General features: G+C 64.5%; 24 protein-coding genes and 1 tRNA gene. 14 read left to right on the top strand and 11 right to left on the bottom strand.

Annotation, left to right across the window (positions count from 1 at the left end; genetic code table 11):
- Window positions 1-30: 30 nt before the first annotated feature.
- The 5 genes from ACNEOT_RS09780 to ACNEOT_RS09760 form a co-directional block, all read right to left on the bottom strand.
- The gene (locus ACNEOT_RS09780) at window positions 31-975 is read right to left on the bottom strand and encodes an exopolyphosphatase (RefSeq protein WP_415973794.1); all 945 of its coding nucleotides are present in this window, start codon (window positions 973-975) and stop codon (window positions 31-33) included.
- Complete coding sequence (locus ACNEOT_RS09775; protein WP_415973793.1) at window positions 972-1,502, bottom strand: DUF501 domain-containing protein; 531 nt, start codon at window positions 1,500-1,502, stop codon at window positions 972-974. The genes ACNEOT_RS09780 and ACNEOT_RS09775 overlap by 4 nt, the downstream gene beginning before the upstream one ends.
- The gene (locus ACNEOT_RS09770; RefSeq protein WP_415973792.1) at window positions 1,499-2,212 is read right to left on the bottom strand and encodes an FtsB family cell division protein; all 714 of its coding nucleotides are present in this window, start codon (window positions 2,210-2,212) and stop codon (window positions 1,499-1,501) included. The genes ACNEOT_RS09775 and ACNEOT_RS09770 overlap by 4 nt, the downstream gene beginning before the upstream one ends.
- Before the next feature lie 34 nt (window positions 2,213-2,246).
- Window positions 2,247-3,533 (bottom strand): phosphopyruvate hydratase, encoded by a 1,287-nt coding sequence (gene eno, locus ACNEOT_RS09765; protein WP_415973791.1) that lies wholly within the window; start codon window positions 3,531-3,533, stop codon window positions 2,247-2,249.
- A gap of 87 nt (window positions 3,534-3,620) precedes the next feature.
- On the bottom strand, window positions 3,621-4,343 hold the full coding sequence (locus tag ACNEOT_RS09760; protein WP_415973790.1) for a lytic transglycosylase domain-containing protein: 723 nt from the start codon (window positions 4,341-4,343) through the stop codon (window positions 3,621-3,623).
- Between the two features lie 178 nt (window positions 4,344-4,521).
- Here ACNEOT_RS09760 and efeU point away from each other — a divergent pair, with 178 nt between their 5' ends.
- The 4 genes from efeU (at window position 4,522) to ACNEOT_RS09740 (ending at window position 8,628) form a co-directional block, all read left to right on the top strand.
- Window positions 4,522-5,403 carry an iron uptake transporter permease EfeU gene (efeU, locus tag ACNEOT_RS09755; RefSeq protein ID WP_415973789.1) on the top strand — a complete coding sequence of 294 codons (882 nt, stop codon included), beginning with the start codon at window positions 4,522-4,524 and terminating at the stop codon, window positions 5,401-5,403.
- A 14-nt stretch (window positions 5,404-5,417) separates the two neighbouring features.
- Window positions 5,418-6,557, top strand: a complete 1,140-nt coding sequence (efeO, locus tag ACNEOT_RS09750; RefSeq protein WP_415973788.1) for an iron uptake system protein EfeO — start codon at window positions 5,418-5,420, stop codon at window positions 6,555-6,557.
- The gene (gene efeB / locus ACNEOT_RS09745) at window positions 6,538-7,785 is read left to right on the top strand and encodes an iron uptake transporter deferrochelatase/peroxidase subunit (protein WP_415973787.1); all 1,248 of its coding nucleotides are present in this window, start codon (window positions 6,538-6,540) and stop codon (window positions 7,783-7,785) included. The genes efeO and efeB overlap by 20 nt, the downstream gene beginning before the upstream one ends.
- Window positions 7,786-7,986: 201 nt before the next feature.
- Window positions 7,987-8,628: a dihydrofolate reductase family protein gene (locus tag ACNEOT_RS09740; RefSeq protein WP_415973786.1), complete on the top strand. Its 642-nt coding sequence runs from the start codon at window positions 7,987-7,989 to the stop codon at window positions 8,626-8,628.
- Between the two features lie 53 nt (window positions 8,629-8,681).
- Here the strand turns inward: ACNEOT_RS09740 and ACNEOT_RS09735 are convergent, their stop codons facing one another.
- The 4 genes from ACNEOT_RS09735 to ACNEOT_RS09720 all read right to left on the bottom strand — a co-directional run bounded on the left by ACNEOT_RS09735 (window position 8,682) and on the right by ACNEOT_RS09720 (window position 14,456).
- Window positions 8,682-9,032 carry a hypothetical protein gene (locus ACNEOT_RS09735; protein ID WP_415973785.1) on the bottom strand — a complete coding sequence of 117 codons (351 nt, stop codon included), beginning with the start codon at window positions 9,030-9,032 and terminating at the stop codon, window positions 8,682-8,684.
- A 141-nt stretch (window positions 9,033-9,173) separates the two neighbouring features.
- Entirely contained in the window at window positions 9,174-10,088 is a 915-nt protein-coding gene (locus tag ACNEOT_RS09730) for a MazG family protein (protein ID WP_415973784.1), read from the bottom strand.
- A 2-nt stretch (window positions 10,089-10,090) separates the two neighbouring features.
- Entirely contained in the window at window positions 10,091-13,669 is a 3,579-nt protein-coding gene (gene mfd / locus ACNEOT_RS09725) for a transcription-repair coupling factor (protein ID WP_415975089.1), read from the bottom strand.
- 217 nt (window positions 13,670-13,886) lie between these two features.
- Window positions 13,887-14,456 carry a TetR/AcrR family transcriptional regulator gene (locus ACNEOT_RS09720; protein WP_415973783.1) on the bottom strand — a complete coding sequence of 190 codons (570 nt, stop codon included), beginning with the start codon at window positions 14,454-14,456 and terminating at the stop codon, window positions 13,887-13,889.
- 55 nt (window positions 14,457-14,511) lie between these two features.
- Between ACNEOT_RS09720 and ACNEOT_RS09715 the strand changes: the two genes are divergently transcribed.
- Window positions 14,512-15,492, top strand: coding sequence for an alpha/beta fold hydrolase (locus ACNEOT_RS09715; protein ID WP_415973782.1), 981 nt, complete (start codon window positions 14,512-14,514; stop codon window positions 15,490-15,492).
- Here ACNEOT_RS09715 and ACNEOT_RS09710 read toward each other — a convergent pair whose 3' ends face one another.
- Window positions 15,493-16,137: a ScbR family autoregulator-binding transcription factor gene (locus ACNEOT_RS09710; RefSeq protein ID WP_415973781.1), complete on the bottom strand. Its 645-nt coding sequence runs from the start codon at window positions 16,135-16,137 to the stop codon at window positions 15,493-15,495.
- Window positions 16,138-16,326: 189 nt separating this feature from the next.
- The gene (locus tag ACNEOT_RS09705; RefSeq protein WP_415973780.1) at window positions 16,327-16,965 is read right to left on the bottom strand and encodes a TetR/AcrR family transcriptional regulator; all 639 of its coding nucleotides are present in this window, start codon (window positions 16,963-16,965) and stop codon (window positions 16,327-16,329) included.
- 255 nt (window positions 16,966-17,220) lie between these two features.
- Between ACNEOT_RS09705 and ACNEOT_RS09700 the strand changes: the two genes are divergently transcribed.
- From ACNEOT_RS09700 to ACNEOT_RS09660, 9 genes are all read left to right on the top strand, one after another.
- Window positions 17,221-17,291 (top strand) — tRNA-Gln (locus tag ACNEOT_RS09700).
- Window positions 17,292-17,344: 53 nt separating this feature from the next.
- Entirely contained in the window at window positions 17,345-18,817 is a 1,473-nt protein-coding gene (gene glmU, locus ACNEOT_RS09695) for a bifunctional UDP-N-acetylglucosamine diphosphorylase/glucosamine-1-phosphate N-acetyltransferase GlmU (protein ID WP_415973779.1), read from the top strand.
- A complete protein-coding gene (locus tag ACNEOT_RS09690; protein WP_415973778.1) occupies window positions 18,814-19,797 on the top strand; it encodes a ribose-phosphate diphosphokinase in 984 nt (327 codons plus the stop codon). Before glmU ends, ACNEOT_RS09690 begins: the two co-directional genes overlap by 4 nt.
- A 183-nt stretch (window positions 19,798-19,980) precedes the next feature.
- Window positions 19,981-20,610, top strand: coding sequence for a hypothetical protein (locus tag ACNEOT_RS09685; protein ID WP_415973777.1), 630 nt, complete (start codon window positions 19,981-19,983; stop codon window positions 20,608-20,610).
- An 18-nt stretch (window positions 20,611-20,628) separates the two neighbouring features.
- Window positions 20,629-21,825: a sensor histidine kinase gene (locus ACNEOT_RS09680; RefSeq protein ID WP_415973776.1), complete on the top strand. Its 1,197-nt coding sequence runs from the start codon at window positions 20,629-20,631 to the stop codon at window positions 21,823-21,825.
- Complete coding sequence (locus tag ACNEOT_RS09675; RefSeq protein ID WP_415973775.1) at window positions 21,825-22,484, top strand: response regulator; 660 nt, start codon at window positions 21,825-21,827, stop codon at window positions 22,482-22,484. Before ACNEOT_RS09680 ends, ACNEOT_RS09675 begins: the two co-directional genes overlap by 1 nt.
- An 81-nt stretch (window positions 22,485-22,565) precedes the next feature.
- On the top strand, window positions 22,566-23,315 hold the full coding sequence (locus ACNEOT_RS09670; RefSeq protein ID WP_415973774.1) for an ABC transporter ATP-binding protein: 750 nt from the start codon (window positions 22,566-22,568) through the stop codon (window positions 23,313-23,315).
- Window positions 23,315-24,697: an FtsX-like permease family protein gene (locus ACNEOT_RS09665; RefSeq protein WP_415973773.1), complete on the top strand. Its 1,383-nt coding sequence runs from the start codon at window positions 23,315-23,317 to the stop codon at window positions 24,695-24,697. The genes ACNEOT_RS09670 and ACNEOT_RS09665 overlap by 1 nt, the downstream gene beginning before the upstream one ends.
- A 185-nt stretch (window positions 24,698-24,882) precedes the next feature.
- Window positions 24,883-25,743, top strand: coding sequence for a DUF559 domain-containing protein (locus tag ACNEOT_RS09660; RefSeq protein WP_415973772.1), 861 nt, complete (start codon window positions 24,883-24,885; stop codon window positions 25,741-25,743).
- Window positions 25,744-25,829: the final 86 nt, after the last annotated feature.

Below are 25,829 nucleotides of genomic sequence, written 5' to 3'. Positions count from 1 at the left end.
CACTGCAGAGCACATCTGCAGAATTGCAGATCAGATCTTGATCGACATCGCGATGCCGTCGAGGATGTCGTGCTCACTGACCGTCAAGGAGCTCACGGCACCGCGTCGCTCGAATTCCTCGGCCAACACGCTGCACACAATCGCACCGCCGCCGATGACGTCGACCCGCCCGGGGTGCATGGGGCCCAGTGCACTTCGCTGCGTGTGGGTCATACCGATGAGTCGCTCACAGACCTCGAAAAGCTGATCGAACGGCACACGGGAGAGGTGCACGGCGTCGGCGTCGTACTCAGGGAGTTCCTTGGCGATGGCGGCGATGGTGGTCATCGTGCCTGCCACTCCCACCCAGCTCGACGCGTCGCCGATCGACACTTCCTCGAACGCCTCCGCCAACTTCTCGCGGGCATACTCACGTGCACCGTTGATTTCGTCTGCGGTGGGCGGGTCGCTGTGCAAGAAGCGCTCGGTCAGTCGCACACAGCCGATGTTCGCCGAGAACGCGGACTTCACACCTTTGGCGTCTCCGAGCACCAGTTCGGTGGAGCCGCCACCGAGATCGACGACGACGAAAGGTCCTGCGGCAGCGTCGAGTTCACCGACCGCACCGGCGAAGGACAACCGCGCCTCTTCGTCACCGGTGATCACCTCGGCCTCGGCACCGGGGATGACTTTGCCGAGAACCTCGCGCACCATCGAGAAGAAGTCCTCCCGATTCGACGCGTCACGTGTGGCTGACGTCGCGACCATGCGCACCGCCGTGGCCCCGGTCTTGCGGATGATCTCCGCGTACTCCACCAATGCCACTCGGGTGCGTTCGATCGCCTCGGGCACGAATGCTCCGGTCGCGTCGACGCCTTGCCCGAGCCGCACCACCCGCATCTCACGTGCGACGTCGGCGAGCGACTTACCGTTGTTGTCGGCGACGAGCAGGCGGATCGAGTTGGTGCCGCAATCGATTGCTGCAACCCTGGTCATTGTTTCTCCGCACGTAGTTCTTCGATGGTGGGCCAGTCGGCCGGAATAGCCTTGCCGCGCAACGAGTTCTCGGCAGCGAGTGCCACCGACTCGTCACCCAGCGGGTTGACGCCCGGGCCCTTGGCCAACGAATGCGCGATGAGCACGTGCAAGCACTTGACGCGATCGGGCATACCGCCGCCGGTGAAATCCGTTCCGAGAGATTCGATCTCGTCACGCTCGGCCAGATACGACTGATGGGCGCGCAGGTAGGCCGCAGCCAATTCGGGATCGGTACCCAGACGCTCGGTCATCTCCCGCATCACTCCGGCCGATTCCTGGCGACTGGCCTCGGCCGTCAGCCGCGGATCCGTCAAATAGAACAGGGTGGGAAAAGGCGTGCCGTCGGGCAGCTTCGGGGCGGTTTTCACCACACCCGGCCTGCCGTCCGGAGATCGGTACGCGATCTCGAGTACGCCACGCGGTTCACGTCCGAGCTGCAATGCGACCGCATCGAGATCTTCCTGCGAGACTGCCGAGGAATTCACCCGACCGGTCCTCCTTCTGGTGCTGGCACCGGCGGCGGGGCCGGTGCGGGTTCTGGCTGTACGAGGGGCATCGGTGCGGACTTCGGCTCCGGGGGCTCGTTCGGTCCCTGCGGCTGGACCGCGGTGTTCCACAGTTCGGTGTACCACGGCCCCTTGGGCGTGGTGTCCACTGCGCGGTCCTCGGAACTCGGCGAGTAATCGCCGGGCAGCTGCACCTGATACGGCGTCTCCCCCGGCATGACGAAACGCAGGCGTTCGCGAGCATCGGCCGCAATACGAGCGGGTTCGTCGAGCTGGGATTTCTGGGTTTGGAGCGCTTTCACGTCGTTCTCCAGCGCCGCCCGCTCGGCCAAGACCGACTCGAGCTCACTGCGCTGCGAGAAGTAGGTGCGAAGCGGTACCGCCAGCGTCAACGCCAGCGCGCACACCACGACACCGAGAATGACGGCTCGGCCGGTGGACAGTCCGAAGAACGTCCGCTCGGGCATCTTGGGCCGACGAACACCCACGCGCCGAGGAGCGGCCTTGCCACCGACCACCGCGTCGCGCACCTGCTCGGAGGGTTCCGGTGGGGTGGCCTGCCGGCCGGAGGCGTTCTCGTCGCGAGAGACGCCCCCGGCCTTGGACCGGCTCGAAGAGGAGGAACGGCCACGGGGTCGGGGATCACGTCCACCTGGACTGGTCCCGGACCTGCCGCGCCGTGCCATCATTCACTCTCCACTTCGTGCCATACGTGCCTGTTCGCTATCCCTCGTAATTGAACCGGGGGAAAGACAACTCGCCGGCGTAACGCGCCGCGTCGCCCAGAGCTTCTTCGATCCGCAGCAACTGGTTGTACTTGGCCACGCGCTCGCTTCGAGCCGGAGCGCCGGTCTTGATCTGGCCGCTGCCGACGGCAACTGCCAGGTCAGCGATGGTGGTGTCCTCGGTCTCGCCGGACCGATGGCTCATCATCGTCTTGTAGCCGTTGCGGTGCGCCAGATCGACGGCGTCGAGGGTCTCGGTGAGCGTGCCGATCTGGTTGACCTTGACCAACAGCGCGTTGGCCGCACCCTTGACGATGCCGTCTTCGAGACGCTCGGGGTTGGTGACGAAGAGATCGTCGCCGACGAGCTGCACCTTGTCGCCGATGGACTCGGTGAGTGCAACCCAGCCGTCCCAGTCGTTCTCGTCGAGCGGATCCTCGATGGATACGAGCGGGTAGGCGTCGACGAGCTCGCCGTAGAAGGCCGACATCTGCTCGGCGGACTTGGTCTCACGCTCGAAGGCGTAGCCGGTGCCTGCGGTGTAGAACTCGGTGGCTGCCACGTCGAGGGCGAGTCCGATGTCCTGGCCGGGCTTGAGGCCGGTCTTCGCGATGGCCTCGAGGATCAGGTCGAGAGCGGCCTTGGTGCCGGCGAGGTCGGGAGCGAAGCCGCCCTCGTCACCGAGTCCGGTGGACAGGCCCTTGGCCTTGAGCACGGACTTGAGTGCGTGGTAGACCTCGGCACCCCAGCGCAGCGACTCCTTGAACGTGGGCGCACCGATCGGCGCGATCATGAATTCCTGCACGTCGACGCCACTGTCTGCGTGTGCGCCACCGTTGATGATGTTCATCATCGGGACGGGCAGGATGTGGGCGTTCGGGCCACCGAGGTAGCGGAAGAGCTCGAGACCGGTGGACTCGGCAGCAGCCTTGGCGACGGCGAGCGAAACACCCAGCAGGGAGTTCGCGCCGAGGCGAGACTTGTCGGGAGTGCCGTCGAGATCCAACAGAGCCTGGTCGACGGTGCGCTGCTCGATGGCGTCGAGGCCGATGACCGCCGGTGCGATCTCGTCGAGTACCGCGTTGACTGCCTTCTCGACGCCCTTGCCGCCGTAGCGGTCTCCGCCGTCACGAAGCTCGACGGCCTCGTGCTCACCGGTGGATGCGCCGGAGGGAACGGCTGCACGGGTCAACGTCCCGTCGTCCAATGCGACCTCGACCTCAACCGTGGGGTTGCCACGGGAATCGAGGATCTCGCGAGCTCCGACCTGCTCAATGATGGCCACGAATGCTTCTCCTAGTAACGGGGACCGGCGGACTGTGCCGGGTGCAAGACTAGCCGCTCTCGAGTGTCCCCCGCGATGCACGGAGTTCTACGGCGTTGTCCCCACCGAGTACGCCGCCGCCCTATCACGCACGTCACGCAGATACTGACCCGACAGGTTGTAGGCCATCAGCGCCGCCTCCCAGCCCTGCGCCGTCCGGAGATCGCCGCCGCGCGCACACAGATAACGCGCTGCGGTCAGCGCCGCGTCGTCGATGTTGTCGGGATCGGCGACGCCATCGCCGTTGGCATCGACGCCCCATTTCTTCCACGTCTCGGGGATGAACTGCATCGGCCCCATCGCCCGATCGAACTCCGCGTCACCGTCCATGAGGCCACCGTCGGTGTCGGGAATTTCGGCGACGCCCGGCCCGCCGTCCAACGGAATACCGCGGATCAACGGGGCGACGAGACCGTCGGGCTGCACGGATGAACCCCGATATGTGCCGTGCCTAGTCTCGACGTACCCGATGCCGGCGAGCGTCGTCCACGCGATTCCGCAATCGGAATCCGTCTCGGACATGATCGCCGCAGCGTGCCCGTACGACGCGAGCGCCGTCACCGAGATACCCAACGCTTCGGTCTGAGGTTCGGCCCAGGCGAGCAGCAGATCGGCCGTCCGACCGGGCGCGTTGAAGTCAATGGTCGGCACTTCGGTGCCGGGTCCGGGCGGGATGCCGTCGGGAATTTCACGCTCGGGCTCGCCGCTCCCGCACGCCGTCAACGCGAGGAGGACCGACGCTGTGGCGAGCACGCAAAGACGGGAGATCACCACTCCATCCTGCACACGCAAGGTAATAGAAAGCTAAAGGCCGAGAAAATCCCAGTTCAACGTGCATTCGACCCGGGTTGCAGGGTGTATGTTTCTGTCAACCTTCACGCATGAGGGTCGCCTACCCTTCGCGAGGGAAGGCGTACCAATGTTCGATGCACAACAGGAGCACCAACCCGTGTCCGTACTGGCTGCCGCAGGATCAGCGCCGTCGATCGCCACCCAGATGTTCGGCAGTGGCCTGATCGGCCTGCGTGAGGGTCTCGAGACCGGCATCGTCGTCATGATCCTCGTCGCGTTCCTCGTCAAGGCGAACCGGCGCGACGCCCTCAAATGGGTATGGCTCGGGGTCGGTCTGGCTGTCGCCATGGTCGCCGCGATCTTCTTCGTGATTCACTACGGCACCTCCACGGTCACCGGTTTGACCGCCGAAATCATCGCCGGGGCAGCATCTCTCGTAGCCGTGGTCATCGTGACGGCAATGGTGCTGTGGATGCGCACCGCCGCGAAGAACATCTCCGGTGAGCTCAAGGCGAGCATGGAGAAAGCACTGACCGTCGGGCCCGCTGCAGTACTGACGCTCTCGTTCTTCGCCGTCGGCCGCGAAGGCGTCGAAACCGCATTGCTCATGGTCGGATACGCCGAGAACACCAACGGCAGCCTGTGGCCGCTGCTCGGCCTGTTGCTCGGCATCGTCGTCGCGGCGGTGCTGACCGTGTTCTTGTACTTCGGTGCCGTCCGCATCAACTTCGCGGTGTTCTTCAAGTACACCGGCATCTTCCTCATCGTCGTCGCCGCCGGCATCCTCGCCTACGGCATTCGCGCACTGCAGATCGGCGGAGTTCTTCCCGGTGGCAGCGCTGTCGCGTTCGACATCAGCGCTCACTTCGACGCCTCGAGCTGGTACGGCACCGTGCTCGGCGGCATCTTCAACTTCCGCCCCGAACCCACTGTCTTCCAAGCGATCGCGTGGGTGCTCTACATCGTCGTCGTGTTGTTCCTCTTCCTCCGCCCGGTCCGCGTTCCCGCGACACCCGAGCCTGTACTTCAGAACTCCTGAAAGGCACCACCATCATGCGTCGTTCCACCTATGCCCTTGCCGCAGTCGCGGTTCTGCCGATAGCCCTGGCCGGATGTACCGAGAAGTCCTCCACCGAGGCCGCGTCGGGCGACATCACTGTCACCGCCACCGACTCCTCCTGCGACGTCAGCGCATCCGAGGGCAGCACCGGCAACTCGACCTTCCAGATCACCAACAACGGCAGCAAGGTCACCGAGTTCTATGTCTACGGGGAAGGCGACCGCGTCATGGGCGAGGTCGAGAACATCGGACCGGGCCTGACGCGTCAGCTCATCGTCGCTCTGCCCGACCCCGGCACGTACCAAACCGCCTGCAAGGCAGGCATGGTGGGCGACGGCATCCGTGCCGACTACGTCGTCACCGGCGACTCGGTACGCACAGCGGACGACGGTGGACTCCTCACCGAGGCCGCCGCCGGTTACAAGCGCTACGTCGTCAGCCAGATCGACGCGCTGCAGGACACCACGACCTCGTTCGTCGCTGCCGTCAAGAGCGGCGACGTCGCCGCAGCCAAAGCCCAGTTCCCCATCGCGCGTAGCTACTACGAGCGCATCGAGCCCGTGGCCGAGAGCTTCCCCGACGACCTCGACCCGCGCATCGACCTGCGTGAGCCCGACGTCGAGCCCGGTGCGGAGTGGACCGGCTTCCACCGCATCGAGAAGGATCTGTGGACGCAGGGATTGCAGCCCGACACCAACGCAATGGCCGACCAGCTCGAGGCCGACATCACCGAACTCGCCGACAAGATCAAGGCCGAAAACTTCACCATCGATCCGATCCAGGTCGCCGGTGGTGCACAGGGATTGCTCGACGAAGTCGCCAAGACCAAGATCAGCGGTGAAGAGGACTTCTTCTCGCACACCGACCTGTGGGACTTCCAGGCCAACGTCGACGGCTCGCAGGCGGCCATCGCCGCAGTACGCCCCATTCTCGACGAGCACAACGCCGATCTCGGTACCGCCATCGACGCCCGCTTCGCAGAACTCGATGCCGAACTCGCCAAGTACCGCAGCGGCGACGGCTTCGTCTTCTACGACACCGTGACCGAACCTCAGCGCCAGGAACTCTCGAACAAGATCGACGCATTGTCCGCCGAAGTGAGCCAGGTGCAGGGTGTCGTTGCCGGACAGTAACGCAGGACGCATCTCCCGGCGGCGCCTCTTCGGTGCCGTCGGGACCGGTGCTGCGCTCGTCGGAGTGGGAGCCATCGCCGGACATGCGACGGCGTCGGGTGCCGAGGCGCCTTCGGATGTGGTCGAGTTCCGCGGCGACCATCAGGCCGGAATCGTCACACCGGCGCAGGATCGCATGCACTTCGTCGCCTTCGACATCACCACCGACTCCCGCGAAGAATTCGTTGCGCTGCTGAAGAAGTGGACCCTGATGGCCGAACGCCTCACCAGGGGTGAGGAGACGTTCGACGGCGGTGCCGTCGACGGCGGCGAGTACAACCCTCCCGCCGACACCGGTGAGGCGCTGGGCCTGACCGCATCGTCGTTGACGTTGACGATCGGTTTCGGTCCGGCACTGTTCGATCGGTTCGATCTCGCGTCGAAAAAGCCTGCGTCGCTTGCCGATCTGCAGCATTTCCCTGCCGACAACCTCGATCCGCGACGGTCCGGTGGCGACCTCTGCATTCAGGCGTGTGCCGACGATCCGCAGGTTGCCGTCCACGCCATCCGCAACCTCGCCCGCGTCGGCTTCGGCACCGTGTCGGTCAAATGGTCGCAACTCGGGTTCGGCCGAACCTCGTCCACCTCGACCACGCAGGCCACCCCGCGAAATCTGTTCGGCTTCAAGGACGGAACGGCCAACCTCAAGGCCGAGGACCCGACCCTGCTGAACGACAACGTGTGGGTCTCGGGCGATGACGATCAAGCATGGATGGCGGGCGGCTCCTACCTCGTGGCGCGTCGGATCCGGATGCTCATCGAATCGTGGGACCGCACCACGCTGAAGGAACAAGAGCGAGTGATCGGGCGCAGCAAGGGAACCGGCGCACCGCTGGGCCAGAAGGACGAATTCGATGCACTCGACTTCGAATCCCAGGGTCCTGAGGGAACTTTCATCGATAAGGACGCCCATGTGCGCCTGGCGTCGAAAGAGAATCTGGGCGGAATCCAACTACTGCGTCGGGGATACAACTTCACCGACGGATCCGATGGTTTCGGTCACCTCGATGCAGGACTGTTCTTCATCGCCTACTGCCGCGACCCACTGACCCAATTCGTTCCGATGCAACTGGCGCTCTCCCGTAAGGACGCACTGAACGAATACATCCAACACGTGGGGTCCGCGGTGTTCGCATGCCCGCCCGGCGTCGGAGAATCGCAATACTGGGGTTCGACGCTGTTCGAGTAGGCCGGCCCCCACGTCCGCGTCAATGGACCCTTGCATGCGTCTGACCGCTGCAGTGGTTCATTCACGCAGGCACCCCGTCCGCGTCAATGGCGCACTGCATACGTCTGACCGCTGCAAGGGTCTATTGACGCGGGCGATGAGTTTCTACACTTGGTTCGGTCTACCCGTCGTACATCTTCGTCATCGACATCGGGAGCACTCATGGGACAGCTGGTTCGGGTACAGAACTTCACCATCTCGAGCGATGGGATCGCTGCGGGGGTGGATCAGAGCTTCGAGAGCCCGTTCGGCCTCGACCATGGAAGCCTGATGGCGTGGTGCGGGGCAACCGCGAGCTGGCCGAACCGAACCGACCCCGGTGGCAGCCGTGGATTGGACGACTACTTTGCCCGCGACTTCGCCAACAACATCGGTGCCGAGATCATGGGCAGGCACAAGTTCGGACCTCAACGCGGACCGTGGGCCGACCACGAATGGCAGGGCTGGTGGGGTGACGAGCCGCCGTTTCACACCCCCGTCTTCGTACTCACCCACCATGCGCGACCGTCGATCACACTCTCCGACACCACGTTTCACTTCGTCGACGGCGAACCCTCCGAGGTACTGAAGCAGGCGAAAGAGGCCGCGGGCGGTAAGGATGTGCGACTCGGCGGTGGTGTCACCAGCATCCGGGAGTTCCTCGACGCCGATCTCGTCGACACCATGCACATCGCCGTCTCGCCCATCGAATTCGGCTCGGGCCTGAAGCTATGGGATTCACCCGACGAATTGAACGACAGATTCGAGCACGAGGTAGTCCCCAGTAGCAGCGGCATCACTCATCACTTGTTCTGGCGCAGGTAGCAGCAGGATCCGACTGCATGTCGGTGCAGTCGGCCTCCGCGCACGCTCGCGGTTCAGGACGTGAAGGCGATCGCCGCGCAGAACAGTAGCACCGGACCGATCAAAACCAGAGCGAGAATCACCAGGCAACCCAACATGATTCGACCCGCCGCCGATCGACGCATTCCGAGCAACGACGTGATGAAGCTGGCGAACCACGCGATGACGGCGAAGCCGGTCCCGACCCGTAAACCAGTCCGTGCCGAGGGGGCATAGTCGAAACCCATCAACAAATCAGTCGCTACGGGGTTGGAGAGCGCCCAGTAGGTGGCAAAGCCCGTCACCAACATCAGCGCGCCGCCGAGGGCCGTCCAACCGCCGGTCCATGTCTTGTCGGATTCGCGTTCGATCAGGTTCGTTGTCATGACCGATAGCCTGGCCGACCTGACACCACGCGCACATGAGTAGCGCTACTCGAGAGATCTGAGCAATTCCGCCCGCGTGGATGGCGCACTGCATACGTCTGAACAATGCAATGGACCATTGACGCGTTCGGGTGGTGGGTGTCAGCCCCGCAGACCCCAGTGCTCGATCCAGTCGAGGGCGGACATCTCCCCCGGCCCGATGCCTGCGTTGCGGGCCGACGCCTCGGCGTTGCGGATCAGGGTCGCGAAATCCAGTACCCGACGCCTCAGCAGGTCCTCGGCACTGTCACCTCCGTGCGCATGATCGACCCCGATGTGTACGACGCGGAGGCCGTCGGGAATGAGCTCGTCGGGCAGGCCTGCCTTGGTGGCTCGGCCGATCACCTTCTGCGCCAGTGCGAGTGACGGCTGAGACAGGGCGATGCCGTCGACGCAGGATCCGCGTGCCTTTTCCGAGGCCTTCTGCTCTTCCCAGGCTCGCTCTTGTTCGGCGATGTCGATGGGGCCGTTGCCCGTTCGGCCGAGATGCGGGCTGCGGTGGGTGAGCTTGGCGACGAGTCCCGCGGCGACGTCGTCGACGTCGAATGCGTTCTCCGCGGCGTCCTGAGCGATTCTGGAGTGAAAGAGGACCTGCAACAACAGGTCTCCGAGTTCCTCGCGCAGGTCCACCAGGTTGCCCGCGGCGATGGCGTCGAGCAGTTCGTAGGTTTCTTCCAGAAGGTAGCCCCGCAACGATTCGTGGGTCTGCTGAGCTTCCCAGCCGCCGAGTGTGCGCAGCCGGTCCATCAATCGGACTGCGGCGATGAGGTCGTCACCGGGAAGCTTCTCGACCGCGATGACGCGTTCGCCGCGCGCGATCCGCGCCAGGACGTCGGGGTTGGTGGGGTCGGTGCTCACCAGCACTGCGTCGACGGCGTCGGGTGCAGCGGTCCCCGAGAACAGCCACCGCACCTTCACCGGTACTTCTTCGGTGAATCGCACTGCGCCGCCGAGGAATTCGACGGCGTCCACCGGCACCTGCGTCGGACGAACGGGGTCTAGCAGAACTACCGTCACCGCTACACCCCCACTGTTTGCTCCAACAACACCGACCGAGATGGCTTCCCGTCCAAGGATAGGATGAGATCGGCGATGAACTGGACCAATTCGACGTCGCGTACGCGCGCCGCCCCCACGCCACCACCTTCGACGCGCGGCAGCGGCAACTGCACCACTCCGGTCGTGGCTCGGTACGCGGCGCTCGGGTAGAGCCGCTTGAGACGGATCTGCTTGGAGTCGGGCAACTCCATCGGAGCCAGCTTCACCTGAGTTCCGGCGACATTGACGTCGGTCAGGCCGTATTCCTTGGCGATCAGGCGGAGCTTCGCGATGGACACCAGTCGGCCGACCTCCTCGGGCAGCGGGCCGTACCGGTCGACGAGTTCCTCGATGACGGCGTCGATGCCCTCGGAATCGGCTGCAGCAGCCAGCTTTCGATAGCCCTCGAGTCGCAGCCGGTCGCTGGTGACGTAGTCGGGTGGAATGTTGGCGTCGACGGGAAGGTCGATGCGCACTTCCTTGGGTGCCTCGTCGGTGGTGATGGGCTTGCCGTCGGCGGCCGCGCGGTACGCCTCGACCGCCTCGCCGACGAGACGCACGTACAGGTCGAATCCGACGCCTGCAACGTGGCCGGACTGCTCTGCTCCCAGAACGTTTCCGGCACCGCGGATTTCGAGGTCCTTCATCGCCACGGCCATACCGGCACCGAGGTCGGAGTTCTGCGAAATGGTCGCAAGACGGTCGTAGGCGGTTTCGGTGAGCGGCTTCTCGGGCGGGTACAGGAAGTACGCATAGCCACGCTCTCGACTGCGGCCCACTCGGCCTCGGAGCTGGTGCAGTTGCGATAGGCCGAGCGAATCGGACCGCTCGACGATCAACGTGTTGGCATTGGAGATGTCGAGACCGGTCTCGATAATGGTGGTGCACACCAGTACATCGGTCTCGCGCTGCCAGAATCCCTGCACGGTGCGTTCGAGGGTTTCCTCGTTCATCTGACCGTGCGCCGTCGCCACCCGAGCCTCGGGGACCAGATCGCGAATCTTCTTGGCAGCCTTGTCGATCGAGCTGACCCGATTGTGCACGAAGAATACCTGGCCGTCGCGCAGCAGCTCGCGCCTGATCGCCGCGGCGACCTGCTTGTCGTTGTACGCACCCACGTAGGTGAGCACCGGGTGCCGCTCCTCCGGCGGAGTGAGGATGGTCGACATCTCACGGATTCCGGCGAGGCTCATCTCGAGCGTTCGCGGAATCGGGGTGGCGGACATGGTGAGCACGTCGACGTGAGTTCGGAGAGACTTGATGTGCTCCTTGTGCTCGACGCCGAAGCGCTGCTCCTCGTCGACGATGACCAGGCCCAGGTCCTTCCAGGCGACGCCGGTCTGCAGCAAGCGGTGCGTGCCGACGACGATGTCGACCGTTCCGTCTGCCAGCCCGGCCATGACCTCCTTGGATTCGGAGCCGTGCGTGAACCGGGAGAGGCCCTTCACCGTCACCGGGAACGACGCCATCCGTGCGGTGAAGGTCTGCAGATGCTGTTGCGCCAGAAGGGTTGTCGGAACCAGAACGGCGACCTGCTTGCCGTCCTGCACGGCCTTGAACGCGGCGCGCACTGCGATCTCGGTCTTGCCGTAGCCGACGTCACCGAGGATGACGCGGTCCATCGGAACCGCCTTCTCCATATCGGCTTTGACGTCGGTGATGGCCGTCATCTGGTCGACCGTCTCGGTGAAGCCGAACGCATCTTCCATCTCGAGCTGCCACGGTGTGTCCGGTCCGAAAGCGTGTCCGGGAGCCGCCTGGCGGGCGGCGTAGAGCTGGACGAGCTCTCCGGCGATCTCTCGAACTGCTTTGCGCGCCTTGCGTTTTGTGTTGGCCCAGTCGGATCCGCCGAGCTTGCTCAGTGACGGCAGCTCACCACCGACGTAGCGCGAAAGCTGATCGAGCGAGTCCATCGGGACGAACAATCGGTCGCCTGGATGGCCACGCTTGCTGGGTGCGTACTCCACGACGAGGTATTCGCGTCGGGCACCACCGATGGTGCGTTCGACCATCTCGACGAATCGACCGATGCCGTGCTGGTCGTGCACGACGCTGTCGCCGGCGACGAGGGCGAGCGGATCTACCTGATTACGACGCTTCGCCGGGAGTTTGCGTCCCTCTCCTGCCGCGGCGACGCGGTTGCCGGTCAGATCACTCTCGGTCACCACGACGAGCTTGGCATCGGGGAACACCAGACCGTCGTGCAGCGAGCCGCAGAGCACGTTGACGACGTCGGGGACCGGAACGGCACCGGAATCGAGATGCGCCGCAGGCACTTCGGCCTCGGCCAGGCGTTCGATGATGCGGGCGGCGGTACCTGCGCCGGCCACCGAGACGACCGCTCGCCCACCGGTGGCGATGTGTGCCCGCAGGGTCGCGAACAGGGCCGTCAGTGCTTCCTCGGACCCACGCACCTCCGGGACCGGGTCGACGGCGAGTTCGACTTCCTCGCCGTTTCCTGATGCCAGCGGGCTGATGGTCCACCACGGCCGACCGTGTACCTGGGCCGACTCCCGGACCTGACGCAGCGAGCGGTAAGCGGAGGCACCGAGATCCAGCGATGCGCCTTCGAGGCTGGAGGTGTCCAGGGTGGAGGTATCGAGTGGCGCAGCGCCACCGATCGACGCCGCCGTCCAGGATGCTTCGAGGAACTCCTGGCCCGTGCGCACCAGATCTGTTGCGCGCGTGCGGATTCTCTCGGGATCGCAGAGCAACACGTGCGTTCCTGCGGGGAGGGTATCGGCGAGCAGTTGCAGCTCACCCGGCTGCAGCAAGGGGAGCAGCGCCTCCATGCCCTCTACCGGGACGCCTGCGGACAGCTTGTCGAGCATCTCGACCAATGCGGTGTCGCCGGCATTGTCGGCTGCGAGAACCGCGGCGCGGTCGCGGACTTCCTGGGTGAGAAGCAGTTCGCGGCACGGCGGGGCGATGACGAGATCGACCTCGTGATCCGGCAGCGAGCGCTGATCGGAGACCGCGAACGCGCGGAGTTCGGTGATCTCGTCACCCCAGAATTCCACGCGCACGGGGTGATCTGCCGTCGGCGAGAAGAGGTCGAGGATGCCGCCGCGAACGGCGAACTCGCCGCGCTTGCCGACCATGTCCACGCGCAGATATCCGAATTCGACGAGTCGGTGGATCAAGCCGTCGAAGTCGATGTCCAGTCCGACCTTCAGGGTCACGGGTTCGATCTCGCCGAGACCGGGTGCCATGGGCTGAACCAACGAGCGGACGGTGGTGACGATGACACGCAGAGGATCGCCGTAATCGGTGTCGCCGGGGCGAGCAAGCCTGCGGAGCACGTCCAGTCGCTTGCCGACGGTGTCGGCGCTCGGTGAGAGTCGCTCGTGCGGAAGCGTCTCCCACGACGGGAACATGACCACGCCGCCGCCGAGGATCTGACGTAGTTCGTCAGTGAGATCGTCCGCTTCACGGCCGGTGGCGGTGACGATCAACAGCTGGGTGTGCTGCGCGATCGCGGCGGCGACGAACGGGCGAACGGAGTGCGGTCCGATGAGCGTGTGCTCGGCGGTTCCGATCGCGTCGGCGACGGCCACCATGGCCGAATCGGTCAGCGCGACGCTGGCCAGACCCGAGAGTTGCAGCGCCGCGTCGGGAACGATCGGGGCCGGCCCGGATGGAGAAATGGCAGGCAGAGAATCGGAAGACAACAGCAATGCTCCTAGAAGCGATTCGAGGCGACGGCTGCATACGCACAGTCATAGGCGAGTCTATGGGAGAACACCGACAGCCCGGCAGGCGGGAGACGACGGCGGGCTAGCTCAGAGCTGCGTTCACCATCGCCGAGAGAGACTCGGCAGCAGCCGCCGAGTCGTACTCCGGGTCGTGCAGGCGCTCGGTGACGATCGCGTCGATCCCACCGCCGACGATGATGGCAAGCGTCCGTGAATCGACGCCATCGGTTCCGCGCGCTCGAACCGCCGCGTCGATGAGGTCGGCCAACGGCCGCCATCGCTGTTCCGGAGTGTGTTCGAGCGCTGAGTTGCCGAGCGCCTCGACCAACATGCGCGTGTGCCGAGGGTGAGTACGCAGATGTCCGATCATCGAGCGCACGTACGCCTGTGGGCCTTCTCGGGCGTCGACGCCCTCGACCGCGGCCGCCACATCCTGCACGAGAGCCGCGAGAACGAACCGATACGCGGCGTCGACCACCGCATCTTTGGTTCGAAAGTGGTACAGCACAGCAGCTTTGGTGATTCCTGCGCTCTCGGCGATGCGTGCGAGCGACACCTTTGCGTATCCGTGCTGCGCGACCGAATCGATCGTGACGTCGATCAGTTGAGCGCGCCTGGTGCGCTCGATGAAGCTCGGTTCTCTCGTTGCCACAATCGCCAGCCTACCGTACGGTCAAATTACTTACCGATCGGTTAGGAGACCGAACATGAACGATCGAGCACCGAGAACGCGGCGTCGATACCTGAAGATCGCCGCCGGGGCGTTGACCGTCGGCGCGCTCGCCCTCACGTTCACCCTCCGATCCCCGTCGCCGGTGGGACATTGGAACAGCGCGGCGAGCGAGGATCGTTTTCTCGCCGCCTACGACCGTGCGTTCGAGGACCTACCCACTCCGGCCGAGACGCTGGACGTGAGAACCGACTACGGCGTCGTGCGCGTCTATCGATTCGACGGCACCGGAACCTCCGCGCACCCACTGTTGCTGCTTCCCGGCCGATCCTCCGCGACGCCGGTGTGGGCGGCCAACCTTCCAGGCCTGCTGACGATCGGCGACGTCTACACCGTGGATCTGCTCGGCGAGCCGGGGCGCAGCATTCAGGAACGGCCGATCTCCAGCGACGACGACCAGGCCGCGTGGCTCGATCAGACGCTCGAAGCCCTGCCCACCGACAAGGTTCACCTCGTCGGACTGTCCATCGGCGGATGGACGGCGGCGAACCTCGCACTGCACGACAGCTCGCACATCGCGACACTCACGTTGATCGACCCGGCGCAGACGTTCGCCGACATTCCGTGGGGCACCGCGATCCGGGCTCTACCTGCCGCGGTGCCGTGGCTCCCGAAATCCTGGCGAGACAACTTCAACTCGTACACCGCAGGCGGCGCGGAGGTGCGCGAGGTTCCCATCGCCGACATGATCGAAGCCGGAATGCAGGGCTATTCGATCAAATTGCCGCAGCCCACGCGGATCGCCGAGGAGCGCCTCGAGACGCTCGATGTACCCGTCTTGGCCGTCATCGCGGGCAGATCGGTGATGCACGATGCCGAGGAGGCCGTCGACACAGCCGAGCGGACGCTTCCGAACGGGACCGTCCGGCTCTATTCCGACGCGTCCCACGCCGTCAACGGCGAATACCCGGATCGACTCCGAGAGGACATCGCGGAGTTCGTGGAGAAGTACCGGTAGTTACGGCCCGAAGCGGATGACTCGACGCGCCGCGAACTCGCGGAAGTAGTCGAGTTTGTTGGCAGGAACCAAGGCCGGCAGAAGGTAGTACCAGAGGCGCTCCATGCGCGACGGCAATTCTTCGGTGGTGGAGGTGGCTACGGCCACCATGTGCACGCCGGTGAGGATCTCGAGCACCAATGAGCCGATGGTGCGTGAGTCCGAGTTGGGGTCGATGTCGCCCTGCGCGATGGCCTTGGCTGCGAGCCTGTCGAACGATTCGCTCCACCCGGCCATGACGTTGCCCTCGGTACCCCGGTAGTCGCCGATCTGATGGCTCAGTCGAAGCATTGCCGAGACCATGGGATCGCTGACCGACAGGTCGACGACGATGTAGGAAATGCCGATCGCCGCTTCGAGCGCCGGAATTCGGCCGTCGTTGAACTGCATGCAGGCCGTGGTCAGACGAGCGTTGCCCTCGTCGATGACCGCACGCGCCAGTTCTTCCTTGGAACCGAAATGGAAGTACAGGGCACCCTTGGTGACCTGGGACTGAGAAATGATTTCGCTGAGGCTCGCGTTCGCGTACCCGAGGCGCAGGAAAACATTCGCTGCGCCCGCCAGCACGGTGTCGCGAGTGATTTCAGCGCGGGCCTGCCTGACCATGGGATCCGCCTTCGCAATTCTGAACTGCCACTGCGCAAATTACGCCCGAACGGTACCACTGAGTGGCTTTACGTCTTGTGCCAACATGCATCGGTCCGATTGAGAACCTTGCCGTGAGTGACGGAGGTCTCATGGCCGACAAAGGGGACGATACCCCCTCTTTCACTGTGGAGAGTCGAAACAGAAGACTCATTCCTCGGTCAATCGAGGGTCCGCCTCCAGATTGGTCAATCCGTTCCAGCACAGGTTGACCACGTGGGCCGCAACCACTTCTTTCGACGGTGTTCGCACGTCGAGCCACCATTGCGCCGTCATCGACACCATTCCGACCAGCGCCTGGGCGTACATCGGCGCGAACTCGGGATCGAGGCCGCGTCGGGAGAAGTCTCCGGCGAGCATGTGCTCGACGCGTCCGACGGCCTCGTTGAGCAGCGAGGAGTACTTTCCGTCCTCGGCGGAGACGGGAGAATCACGGACGAGAATGCGGAACCCGTCCGTGCGGTCCTCGATGTAGGTGAGCAGTGCGAGAGCAACGCGCTCCACGCGGATTCGGGAACGACTGAGATCGAGCGAATCGGTGATCATCCCGTGCAGAGTCGACATCTCCCGGTCGACGATGACTGCGTAGAGGCCTTCCTTGCCGCCGAAGTGCTCGTAGACAACGGGCTTCGAGACATGTGCGCGTCCGGCGATCTCCTCGACCGAGGCGGCCTCGTACCCACGTTCTGCGAACAACGTGCGGCCCACCTCGATCAACTGCTCGCGTCGCTGCGTCCCGGTCATGCGGACCCGAGGGGTGCGTTCCTGTTCGGAGGCTGCGCCTGTCATCGAAAACCGCTTCCGTTACCGACCGTGCATTTTCCGACGTCGAATTCGACGCCTACTCCACCCTAGCGAGGTCCGATTCATCCGCTTGTCCGTGCGGGAGTGGAGCCTGCAGGAACGACCCGGAGGGCGCTATCTGCATCGCGGTTCGACTCACCACCACCTCGCATGCGAGGATCGTTGCGCTCAGTGGGAGCGCAGCGGCAGACGAATGCGTCGTTCGATTCGTCGGCCACTGGCGATACCGCTGGCTGTTTATCCGCCGTGGTGTAATGGCAGCACCTCTGATTTTGGTTCAGATAGTTCAGGTTCGAGTCCTGGCGGCGGAGCGAGCAACATCATTCACGCATATCGTCTTTCGCGTTAACGCCTGAGGAGCTCAATGCCTGTGCAGACCGCCGTGGTCGTTCTCGCTGCGGGTGCAGGTACCCGAATGCGGTCGAAGACTCCGAAAGTTCTGCATCCCCTGGCCGGACGCACCATGCTCGCGCACGCTCTCCATGCGGCTGCCGACCTGGGCCCCGACCACCTGGTGACCGTCGTCGGACACGATCGCGAACGAGTGACCGCCGCCGTCCAGGACCTCGCGGCCACGTTCGGTCGCACGATTCACACTGCCGTGCAGGATCGTCAGCTCGGCACCGGCCACGCCGTCCAGTGCGGTCTGGCTGCGCTGCCGGACGATTTCGAGGGCACGATCCTCGTCACCGCGGCCGATGTCCCGCTGCTCGACGGCCACACTCTCAAAGCTCTCCTCGACGAGCATCTGAGCGCCCCGAGGCCTGCGGCCGCGACTGTTCTGACCTTTCTCCCCGACGATGCCAACGGCTACGGCCGCATCGTTCGCACCGACGACGGCGAAGTGGCCGAGATCGTCGAGCACGCCGACGCCACCCCTGCTCAAGTGCTGATCGGCGAAGTGAACTCCGGCGTCTACGCGTTCGACGCGGTCGCGCTGCGTACCGCTCTGGGCAAACTCAGCACAGCGAACGCTCAGCACGAGCTGTACCTGACCGACGTCGTCAAGATCAGCAAGGCCGACGGCCGGGCCGTCTACGGCACCCAGCTCGCCGATCCCGACCTGGTGGTGGGCGTCAACGATCGCGTCCAACTGGCACACGTCACGTCCGTACTGAACCGCCACATCATCGAACGACACATGCGGGCAGGCGTCACCGTCGTCGACCCGTCGACCACCTGGATCGACATCGACGTCACCCTCGGCGCGGACGTCCGCCTCGAACCCGGTGTTCAACTGCACGGCAAGACCCACATCGCCGACGACGCGATCATCGGACCCGACTCCACCCTGCGTGACGTCGAGATCGGTGAGCGCGCGTCGGTCGTCCGCACCCACGCGGAGCAGGCCGTGATCGGACCGGATGCCACCGTCGGGCCGTTCACCTACCTGCGTCCCGGCACAGTCCTGGGCGAGGGCGGCAAGCTCGGTGCCTACGTCGAGACCAAGAACGCGACGATCGGCAACCACACCAAGGTTCCGCACCTCACCTACGTCGGCGACGCCACGATCGGCAACCACAGCAACATCGGTTGCTCCAACGTCTTCGCCAACTACGACGGCGTCAACAAGAGCCGCACGGAAATCGGGTCCCACGTACGGACCGGTTCCGACTCGACGTTCGTCGCTCCCGTACGTGTGGGCGACGGCGCTTACACCGGTGCAGGAACAGTGGTTCGGGAGGACGTACCTCCCGGCGCACTGGCCGTCTCCGGTGGCAAGCAACGCAATATCGAAGGCTGGGTCATCGACAACAGGCCCGGAACCGAAGCTGCCAAGGCAGCGGCGCTCGCAGATCGTGATCGGCAAGAACAAAAGGACGGCGAAAAGCAGTGACCACCCCTAATTGGATCGACAACCAGAAGAACCTGATGTTGTTTTCTGGTCGAGCACATCCGGAGTTGGCCGAGCAGGTCGCCAAGGAGCTCGGAATCGACGTCACTCCGCAGACGGCACGTGACTTCGCCAACGGCGAGATCTTCGTCCGGTTCGAGGAGTCGGTCCGCGGATCGGACGCATTCGTTCTGCAGTCGCACCCGTTCCCGCTCAACACCTGGCTGATGGAACAACTCATCATGATCGACGCGCTCAAGCGCGGATCCGCCAAGCGCATCACCGCGATCCTGCCGTTCTACCCGTACGCCCGTCAGGACAAGAAGCATCGCGGACGCGAGCCCATCTCCGCGCGTCTCGTTGCAGATCTGCTCAAGACTGCAGGTGCCGACCGCATCATCACCGTCGACCTGCACACCGACCAGATCCAGGGCTTCTTCGACGGCCCCGTGGATCACATGCACGCGCACAGCCAGCTCGCCGATCACATCCGCGGCAAGTACAGCCTCGAGCACATCACCGTCGTCTCCCCCGACTCGGGCCGCGTCCGCGTCGCCGAGAAGTGGGCCGACTCCTTCGGCGGCGCACCGCTGGCATTCATCCACAAGACGCGTGATCCCCTGGTGCCCAACCAGGTCAAGTCCAATCGCGTCGTGGGCGAGGTCGAGGGCCGCACCTGCATCCTGATCGACGACATGATCGACACCGGCGGCACCATCGCCGGAGCGGTCAAGGTACTCAAGGAAGCCGGCGCGGGCGATGTCGTCATCGCCGCCACGCACGGCGTGCTGTCCAGCCCGGCTGCCGAGCGCCTCGCCAACTGCGGTGCCAAGGAAGTTGTCGTCACCAACACGCTCCCGATCAGCGACGAGAAGCGATTCGACACCCTCACCGAATTGTCCATCGCCCCGCTGTTGGCCCGCACCATTCGCGAGGTCTTCGAAAACGGCTCCGTCACAAGCCTTTTTGACGGCAGCGCGTAGTATCCCCGGGTCGTTCCGCAAGCTCCACTCCCGACCCGCAAGTCTGTTTCTCCGCTCAGAAGCCCGCCCCGCGTACCTTCCGACCCGCACTGCATGAACTACGTCACGTCCGACCTAGGAATATGCAGCTCGCGAGACGGTGGTGTGCGGGGCGGGTTTCGTTGTCACCTAAGATGACTCGTCGTGATCGACGCAGACTCTCCCCACGGCCCGACTGGAACTACTACGGTCAGAATTGCCCGATGGACACCGGGCGGGTGCGTGTGGTGCGGGAGCACGGACGGCGTCGAGACCTTCCGAAACGAGCCGCGCTGCGGCCTGTGCCGCGAGAAGGAAGCCGTCATCGACGAGGCCAAGCACTTCATCGGTATGTACGGCCTGCGGCCACTGGGCGGCACACTGGCGTCCGAGGACGACGAGGAGCGCGAGTACCGCGTCACCGCTCGCGATGCGCGTGAAGTGCTCAACCGGATTCGCCTCGAGAAGCTGCCCGATCCGGCTGCCGTCCGCAAAGCGTTGCGTCCCAGAGCCGCTGCTGCGGTGAACGCGCCGGCATCCTCGACGACCGGAGCCCCGGCCAAGGCACCGACGAAGAAGTCGCAGGCCGGTGTCACCGGAATCGATGCGATCGAACTGCAGTCGCGCGTGCAGAAGCTGCTCGGCCAGCTCACCTCCGTCGACGAGCAGATCAGCGCGCTCGACGGCGTGCACGGTCTGCCGGCTCGCGCACGTATGAAGGATCTCGAACGGCAGCGCACCACTGTCCTGTCGACCCTGGCCGCGCTCGAGAAGGCTCGTCGCCGGACCAACTGATCCACGTAGTCTGATCGGGTGCTGCGCAAGCGTTCGATCTCACGGCAGGTGCTCGATGTCATCTACGCCGTCATCTTCGTTCTGCTCCTGCTGCCGTCGACCCTGAGTGGAGTCTCCGGTTCCGCAGGCGCGGGGGTGCTGGTCGGCTTCGGTGTCGCACTGGCCGTCCGGCGCCGGTCGCCTCGCTTGTCGTTGGCGCTGGCCTGGGCCCTCGCCGTCGTGCAGATGGTCAGCGGGGTGCTCCCCCTGTCGGCAGACACCGCGATTTTCGCGATTCTGTATTGCTCGGCCGCCTACGGCGACAGCATGATTCGGCGACTCGGTCTCGTATCGGCCGTCGGCGGCGGTGTGATCGCCGCGCTGTACCTGGCGTACGTGGACGGAAATCCGTTCGGCCCGTCCACGGAGGAGGGCTTCCAGGAACCCCGCCTGGCACAGTTCGCCTTCCTTCTCGCCGGCCTGTGGGCCATGCTCGGGTTGTCCTGGGCGCTGGGCCGCCTGGCCTACGCCCGCCGTACCGCCATCGAATCCGCTCACGCTCGCGAGCTCGCCGAGGTGCATCAAGCCCGCGCCGAACACGAAGTAGCAATCGAGCAGGAGCGCAACAGAATTGCCCGCGACATGCACGACATCGTGGCGCATTCGCTGGCGGTGGTGATCGCTCAGGCCGACGGGGCGCGCTACGTGCGCGCCGTGGACCCCGCTGCCGTCGACACGGCCCTGACGACCATCTCCGACACCGCGCGGGAGGCCCTGGCCGATGTGCGAGTGGTGCTGGGGCAGCTCCGCCACAATCAAGGCGATCTGCCGAATCCGACGCCGGGAGATCTCGAGCGTCTACTCGACCAGATGCGTTCGATCGGACTGACCATCGAGTCGTCCGTCGACACCACCGACGTGCCGCTGGGAGCCGGAGCTCACCTGGCGCTGTACCGCATCGCACAGGAATCGTTGACCAACGTCCTCCGTCACGGCAATCCGGACAAACCGGTGACCGTCACCACCGAATCAGATTCCGCGGGCATCGAACTGACGGTGCGCAACAGTATGTACTCGACTCGTCCTGCCACCGAGTCCACCGGCCACGGAATCGCAGGCATGAAGGAACGCGCCAGTCTCGCCGGTGGCATGTGCAGCGCCTCGGGCGACGGCTCGTCATGGACCGTCACTGCATGGCTTCCCGCAGCCACATCGACTACGAAGGGAATCGACTGATGTCCGATCGGATCAAAGTCGCACTGGTCGATGATCAGCAATTGTTCCGGGCCGGCATTCGCATGCTCATCTCCTCGCAACCCGATCTCGAATTCGTCGGTGAGGCGGGCAACGGGAGCGAGGCCGTCGAGCTGGCCGCGTCGGCGACACCCGACGTGATGCTCATGGACGTCAGGATGCCGGTGCTCGACGGTATCGCCGCGACCGAGCAGATTCTTGCCGCCTCCGACTCCCCTCCGCGAATTCTCGTGCTCACGACATTCGACCTCGACGAGAGTGCGGCGCGAGCGATTCGTTCGGGGGCAAGCGGATTCGTCCTCAAGGACGCGGACCCGGAGTTTCTGCTCGCCGCCATTCGCACGGTTCATGCGGGTAACTCGGTGATCGCCGCGTCGGCGACGACGGGCCTACTGGCGCATTTCACGCCGACGCCCGTGGTGCCGAAAGTACCGGCCGAATTCGCCACGCTCACGGCACGGGAGAAGGAGCTGTTCCGACTCACGGCGCGAGGGTTGAGCAACTCCGAGATCGCCGCGATGGAGTTCTTGAGCGAGGCGACGGTCAAGACGCACATCAGTCGCATCTTCGCGAAGCTGCACCTGCGTGATCGGGTGCAGTTGGTGGTCTACGCATTCGAGCACGGACTCACTGGAGACTGACGCCGGCGTCATCCTGCAGATGTACGAGGCAAAGACTCGCGCCTGATTACTTCGGCCCGCCGGATTCATAGCGTTGTGGACATGACGACAACACTTCACCCGGTCGCCCGGGCATTCCAGGTCAGCAAGCATTTCGGCGACTCCTCGAATCCCGTGAGCGCCCTAGACAACGTCTCGCTCGACATCCACGGTGGCCAGTTCACCGCCATCATGGGTCCGTCCGGTTCCGGCAAATCGACGCTGATGCACGTGATGGCGGGGCTGGACAACGCCAGCTCCGGACATCTGATGCTGGCCGGTGCCGACATCACCTCGGCCAACGACGACGCCTTGACGACGTTGCGCCGCAAACAGGTCGGCTTCATCTTCCAGTCGTTCAATCTCGTTCCCACACTCGATGTTCGGGGGAACATCCTGCTGCCGTTCGAGCTCGACGGTCGCGCGCCCACCGCCGAGGAGTCGGCGTGGATCGAGCAACTCATCGACACCCTGGGATTACAGGGTCGGGTGAACCACCGCCCCCATCAGCTCTCGGGTGGGCAGCAGCAACGCGTCGCGATCGCCCGCGCACTGGGTACACGACCGCATCTCATCTTTGCCGACGAACCCACCGGCAATCTCGATTCCCGCACCGGCCGTGAGGTTCTCGGCCTACTTGCCGCTGCCGTGCGCGAATACGGCCAGTCGATCGTCATGGTCACCCACGACCCCATCGCGGCAAGCTACGCCGATCGCATCGTCTTTCTCGCCGACGGGCACATCGTCAACGAACTGGGACGTTCGACGGCGGAACAGATTTCGAGCTACATGCTGGGAATGGAGCGCGTCTGATGAGTGCGTTGACTTCTGCTCAGGCATCGAAGGAGCATGGTGCCAGTCTTCTCGTGACGTCGCTGGCGTCGTTCTTCGGTGTGGTGTTGATTCAGGCGACGGCGTTCCTGGTGGATATCTTCGACGACGGTAGCGACAGCGCGGCCGTCACGTCGCTGTACTGCGTTGCGCTGGTGTTCATCGGGCTCGCGTTGTACGTCGCGGCGGTGGTCACCTCGAACACCTTCGCGACGATCGTGGCGGGGCGCACCCGTACCATCGCACTTCTCAGACTGCTCGGTGCTCGGGCGCGTGATCTGCGTCGATCGGTGGCCAAGGAAGGGCTTCTCGTCGGACTGTTCGGCGGCGCACTCGGTTCGGTTCTCGGAATCGGTGCCAGTCATCTCGCACGAGCGGTTGCGGTCTCAGCAGGTCAGCTGCCGGATGTGGAGTACACGTCGGTGCAACCGCTGGTGATCCTTCCGGTCGTCACCGTGGTGCTGACGACGACCCTCGCGTCGTACGTCGGGTCTCGGAAAGTGTTGGACGTGACCCCGGTTCAGGCGACCGGCGGCGCGGTGGACACAGGTGTCGAGGCCCCGCGGTCGCGCCGGATCAGGACGGCGCTGTCGATCGTGCTGATCGCAGGCGGGGTGGCTCTGCTCGGGCTGGGGATCCTGATCGGGATGGTGAACCCGGCCGGTGTTCTGGTGGCGTTCTTCGGCGGTGTCGCGTCGTTCACCGGCATCATGGTGGGGGCATACCGCATTCTGCCCGCAACCCTGCGACTGGTCGGGAGAATGTCCGGCCGCGGCCCGGCAGCAAGATTGGCGTCCGCCAACGCAATTCGCTATCCGGATCGCAGCACCCGCACCGCGGTGGGATTGCTGATCGGGGTGACGCTGGTGACCACGTTCGCCGTCGCGATGTACAGCTACCGGTCGATGCTCGTCAACGAGTACGACGACGCCACCATCGACCAGGTACTCACCGTGACGGTGGGAATCATGACCGGACTCATCGGCTTCTCCGCCGTCATCGCGGCCGTCGGCATGGTGAACAACCTGCTGCTCAGCATTCTGCAACGCACCCGCGAGATCGGCTTGTTGCGCGCACTCGGATTCACCCGCAAGCAGATTCGAGCGATGATCGTCTCCGAGAGCACCCAGATGGTGGTCGCGTCGATGGGCTTCGGGCTGATCCTCGGCATCGCATACGGTTGGGCCGCAGCACAATCGCTGCTCGGTTCTCTGGACTCACGCGGACTCACTGCCCCCACTCTGCCGTGGGCCGTCATCGCCGGAACAGTGCTGTGCGGCGGACTCCTCGCGCTCGGAGCCTCACTGGCACCGGCACGGCGTGCGAATCAAATCTCGCCGGTGGTCGCGTTGGCTGATGCCTGAACTCCAGCGGGCCGGGCCGTAGTGCGCACTATCGACGCCGATCGACGGGATCCCGTCGATCGGCGTCCATAGTGTGCACTGTTGCCCACCCTGCCTGACATTGCCCTGTGGATAACGTCATCAAGTTATCCACAGTTGCGAGATTGCCACTGTTGCTCGGGCTCCGCAGCCGCAACGGTGGAGCAATGGGGGTTTACACAGTGCAGCAATTGGTGGCGCAAGGGCTCAGTACGAGCGGCATTTCCAGGCGATCGCAGTCGGGAGAACTCGTACGCCTGCTGCCGAAGGTCTACTCGACGGAGAAGCCCGACTACTTCGGGCTGTGCACCGCTGTGACTCTGTGGAGACCGGATGCCGTGCTGAGTCACGAAAGTGCGGCCTGGTTGTGGGGACTGATCGAGTACGAACCGCGTCTGGTCGATGTCACTGTTGCCCCGACTGCCCAATCGAAGTCGGTGCCTTGGATTCGGATACATCGCCGACGCCTGCTCCTGGACGTCGAGCTCCACCGAGGCCTGCGAGTGGTGTCCTTGGAGCAGACATTCGTCGACGTCGCGACCACGTTGTCGACGCCTGACCTCGAGAAGTTCTTCGACAACGCCATCGACCATCATCTGCCGTGGCGACGGGTTGCCGAACTGTGTGACACGACAAAGGGAATGCACGGAATGACTGCCGTTCGGAAGCAACTCCGAACGTGCTGCCCAAGAACAAGATCCGAGCCTGAGCGTGCGGTAGCGCGGGCATTGACCGCTCGACATTTCACGATGGAGATCAATGCACGCGTGGGGAAGTACTACGGCGACCTGGTCGACTTTTCCGCACGAGTGATCGTCGAAATCGACGGCCGAGAGTTTCACACGGATCCCGCGACGTTCAACAACGATCGTCGACGCCAGAATGAGTTGGTGCTCGATGGATGGTTGGTGCTGCGTTACTCGGCGGCGACGGCGCTTGCAGACCTCGATCGCGTCGTGGACGAAATCATCACCGTGGTGCGGCGTCGTCGGAAGTCGATCGCGGCAACCGATCGTCGACTGCCCTGAAGACACGGCTGCGCCGGGCCGGGTTGCACACTACCGACGCCGATCGACGGAATCCCGTCGATCGGCGGGCGTAGCGTGCAATGGTG

This window comes from Rhodococcus sp. 077-4 (genome assembly GCF_047782425.1).
Classification (GTDB): domain Bacteria; phylum Actinomycetota; class Actinomycetes; order Mycobacteriales; family Mycobacteriaceae; genus Rhodococcoides.
The sequence above is the reverse complement of the archived record's forward strand: the minus strand, read 5'-3'. Positions and strand labels throughout refer to the sequence as shown.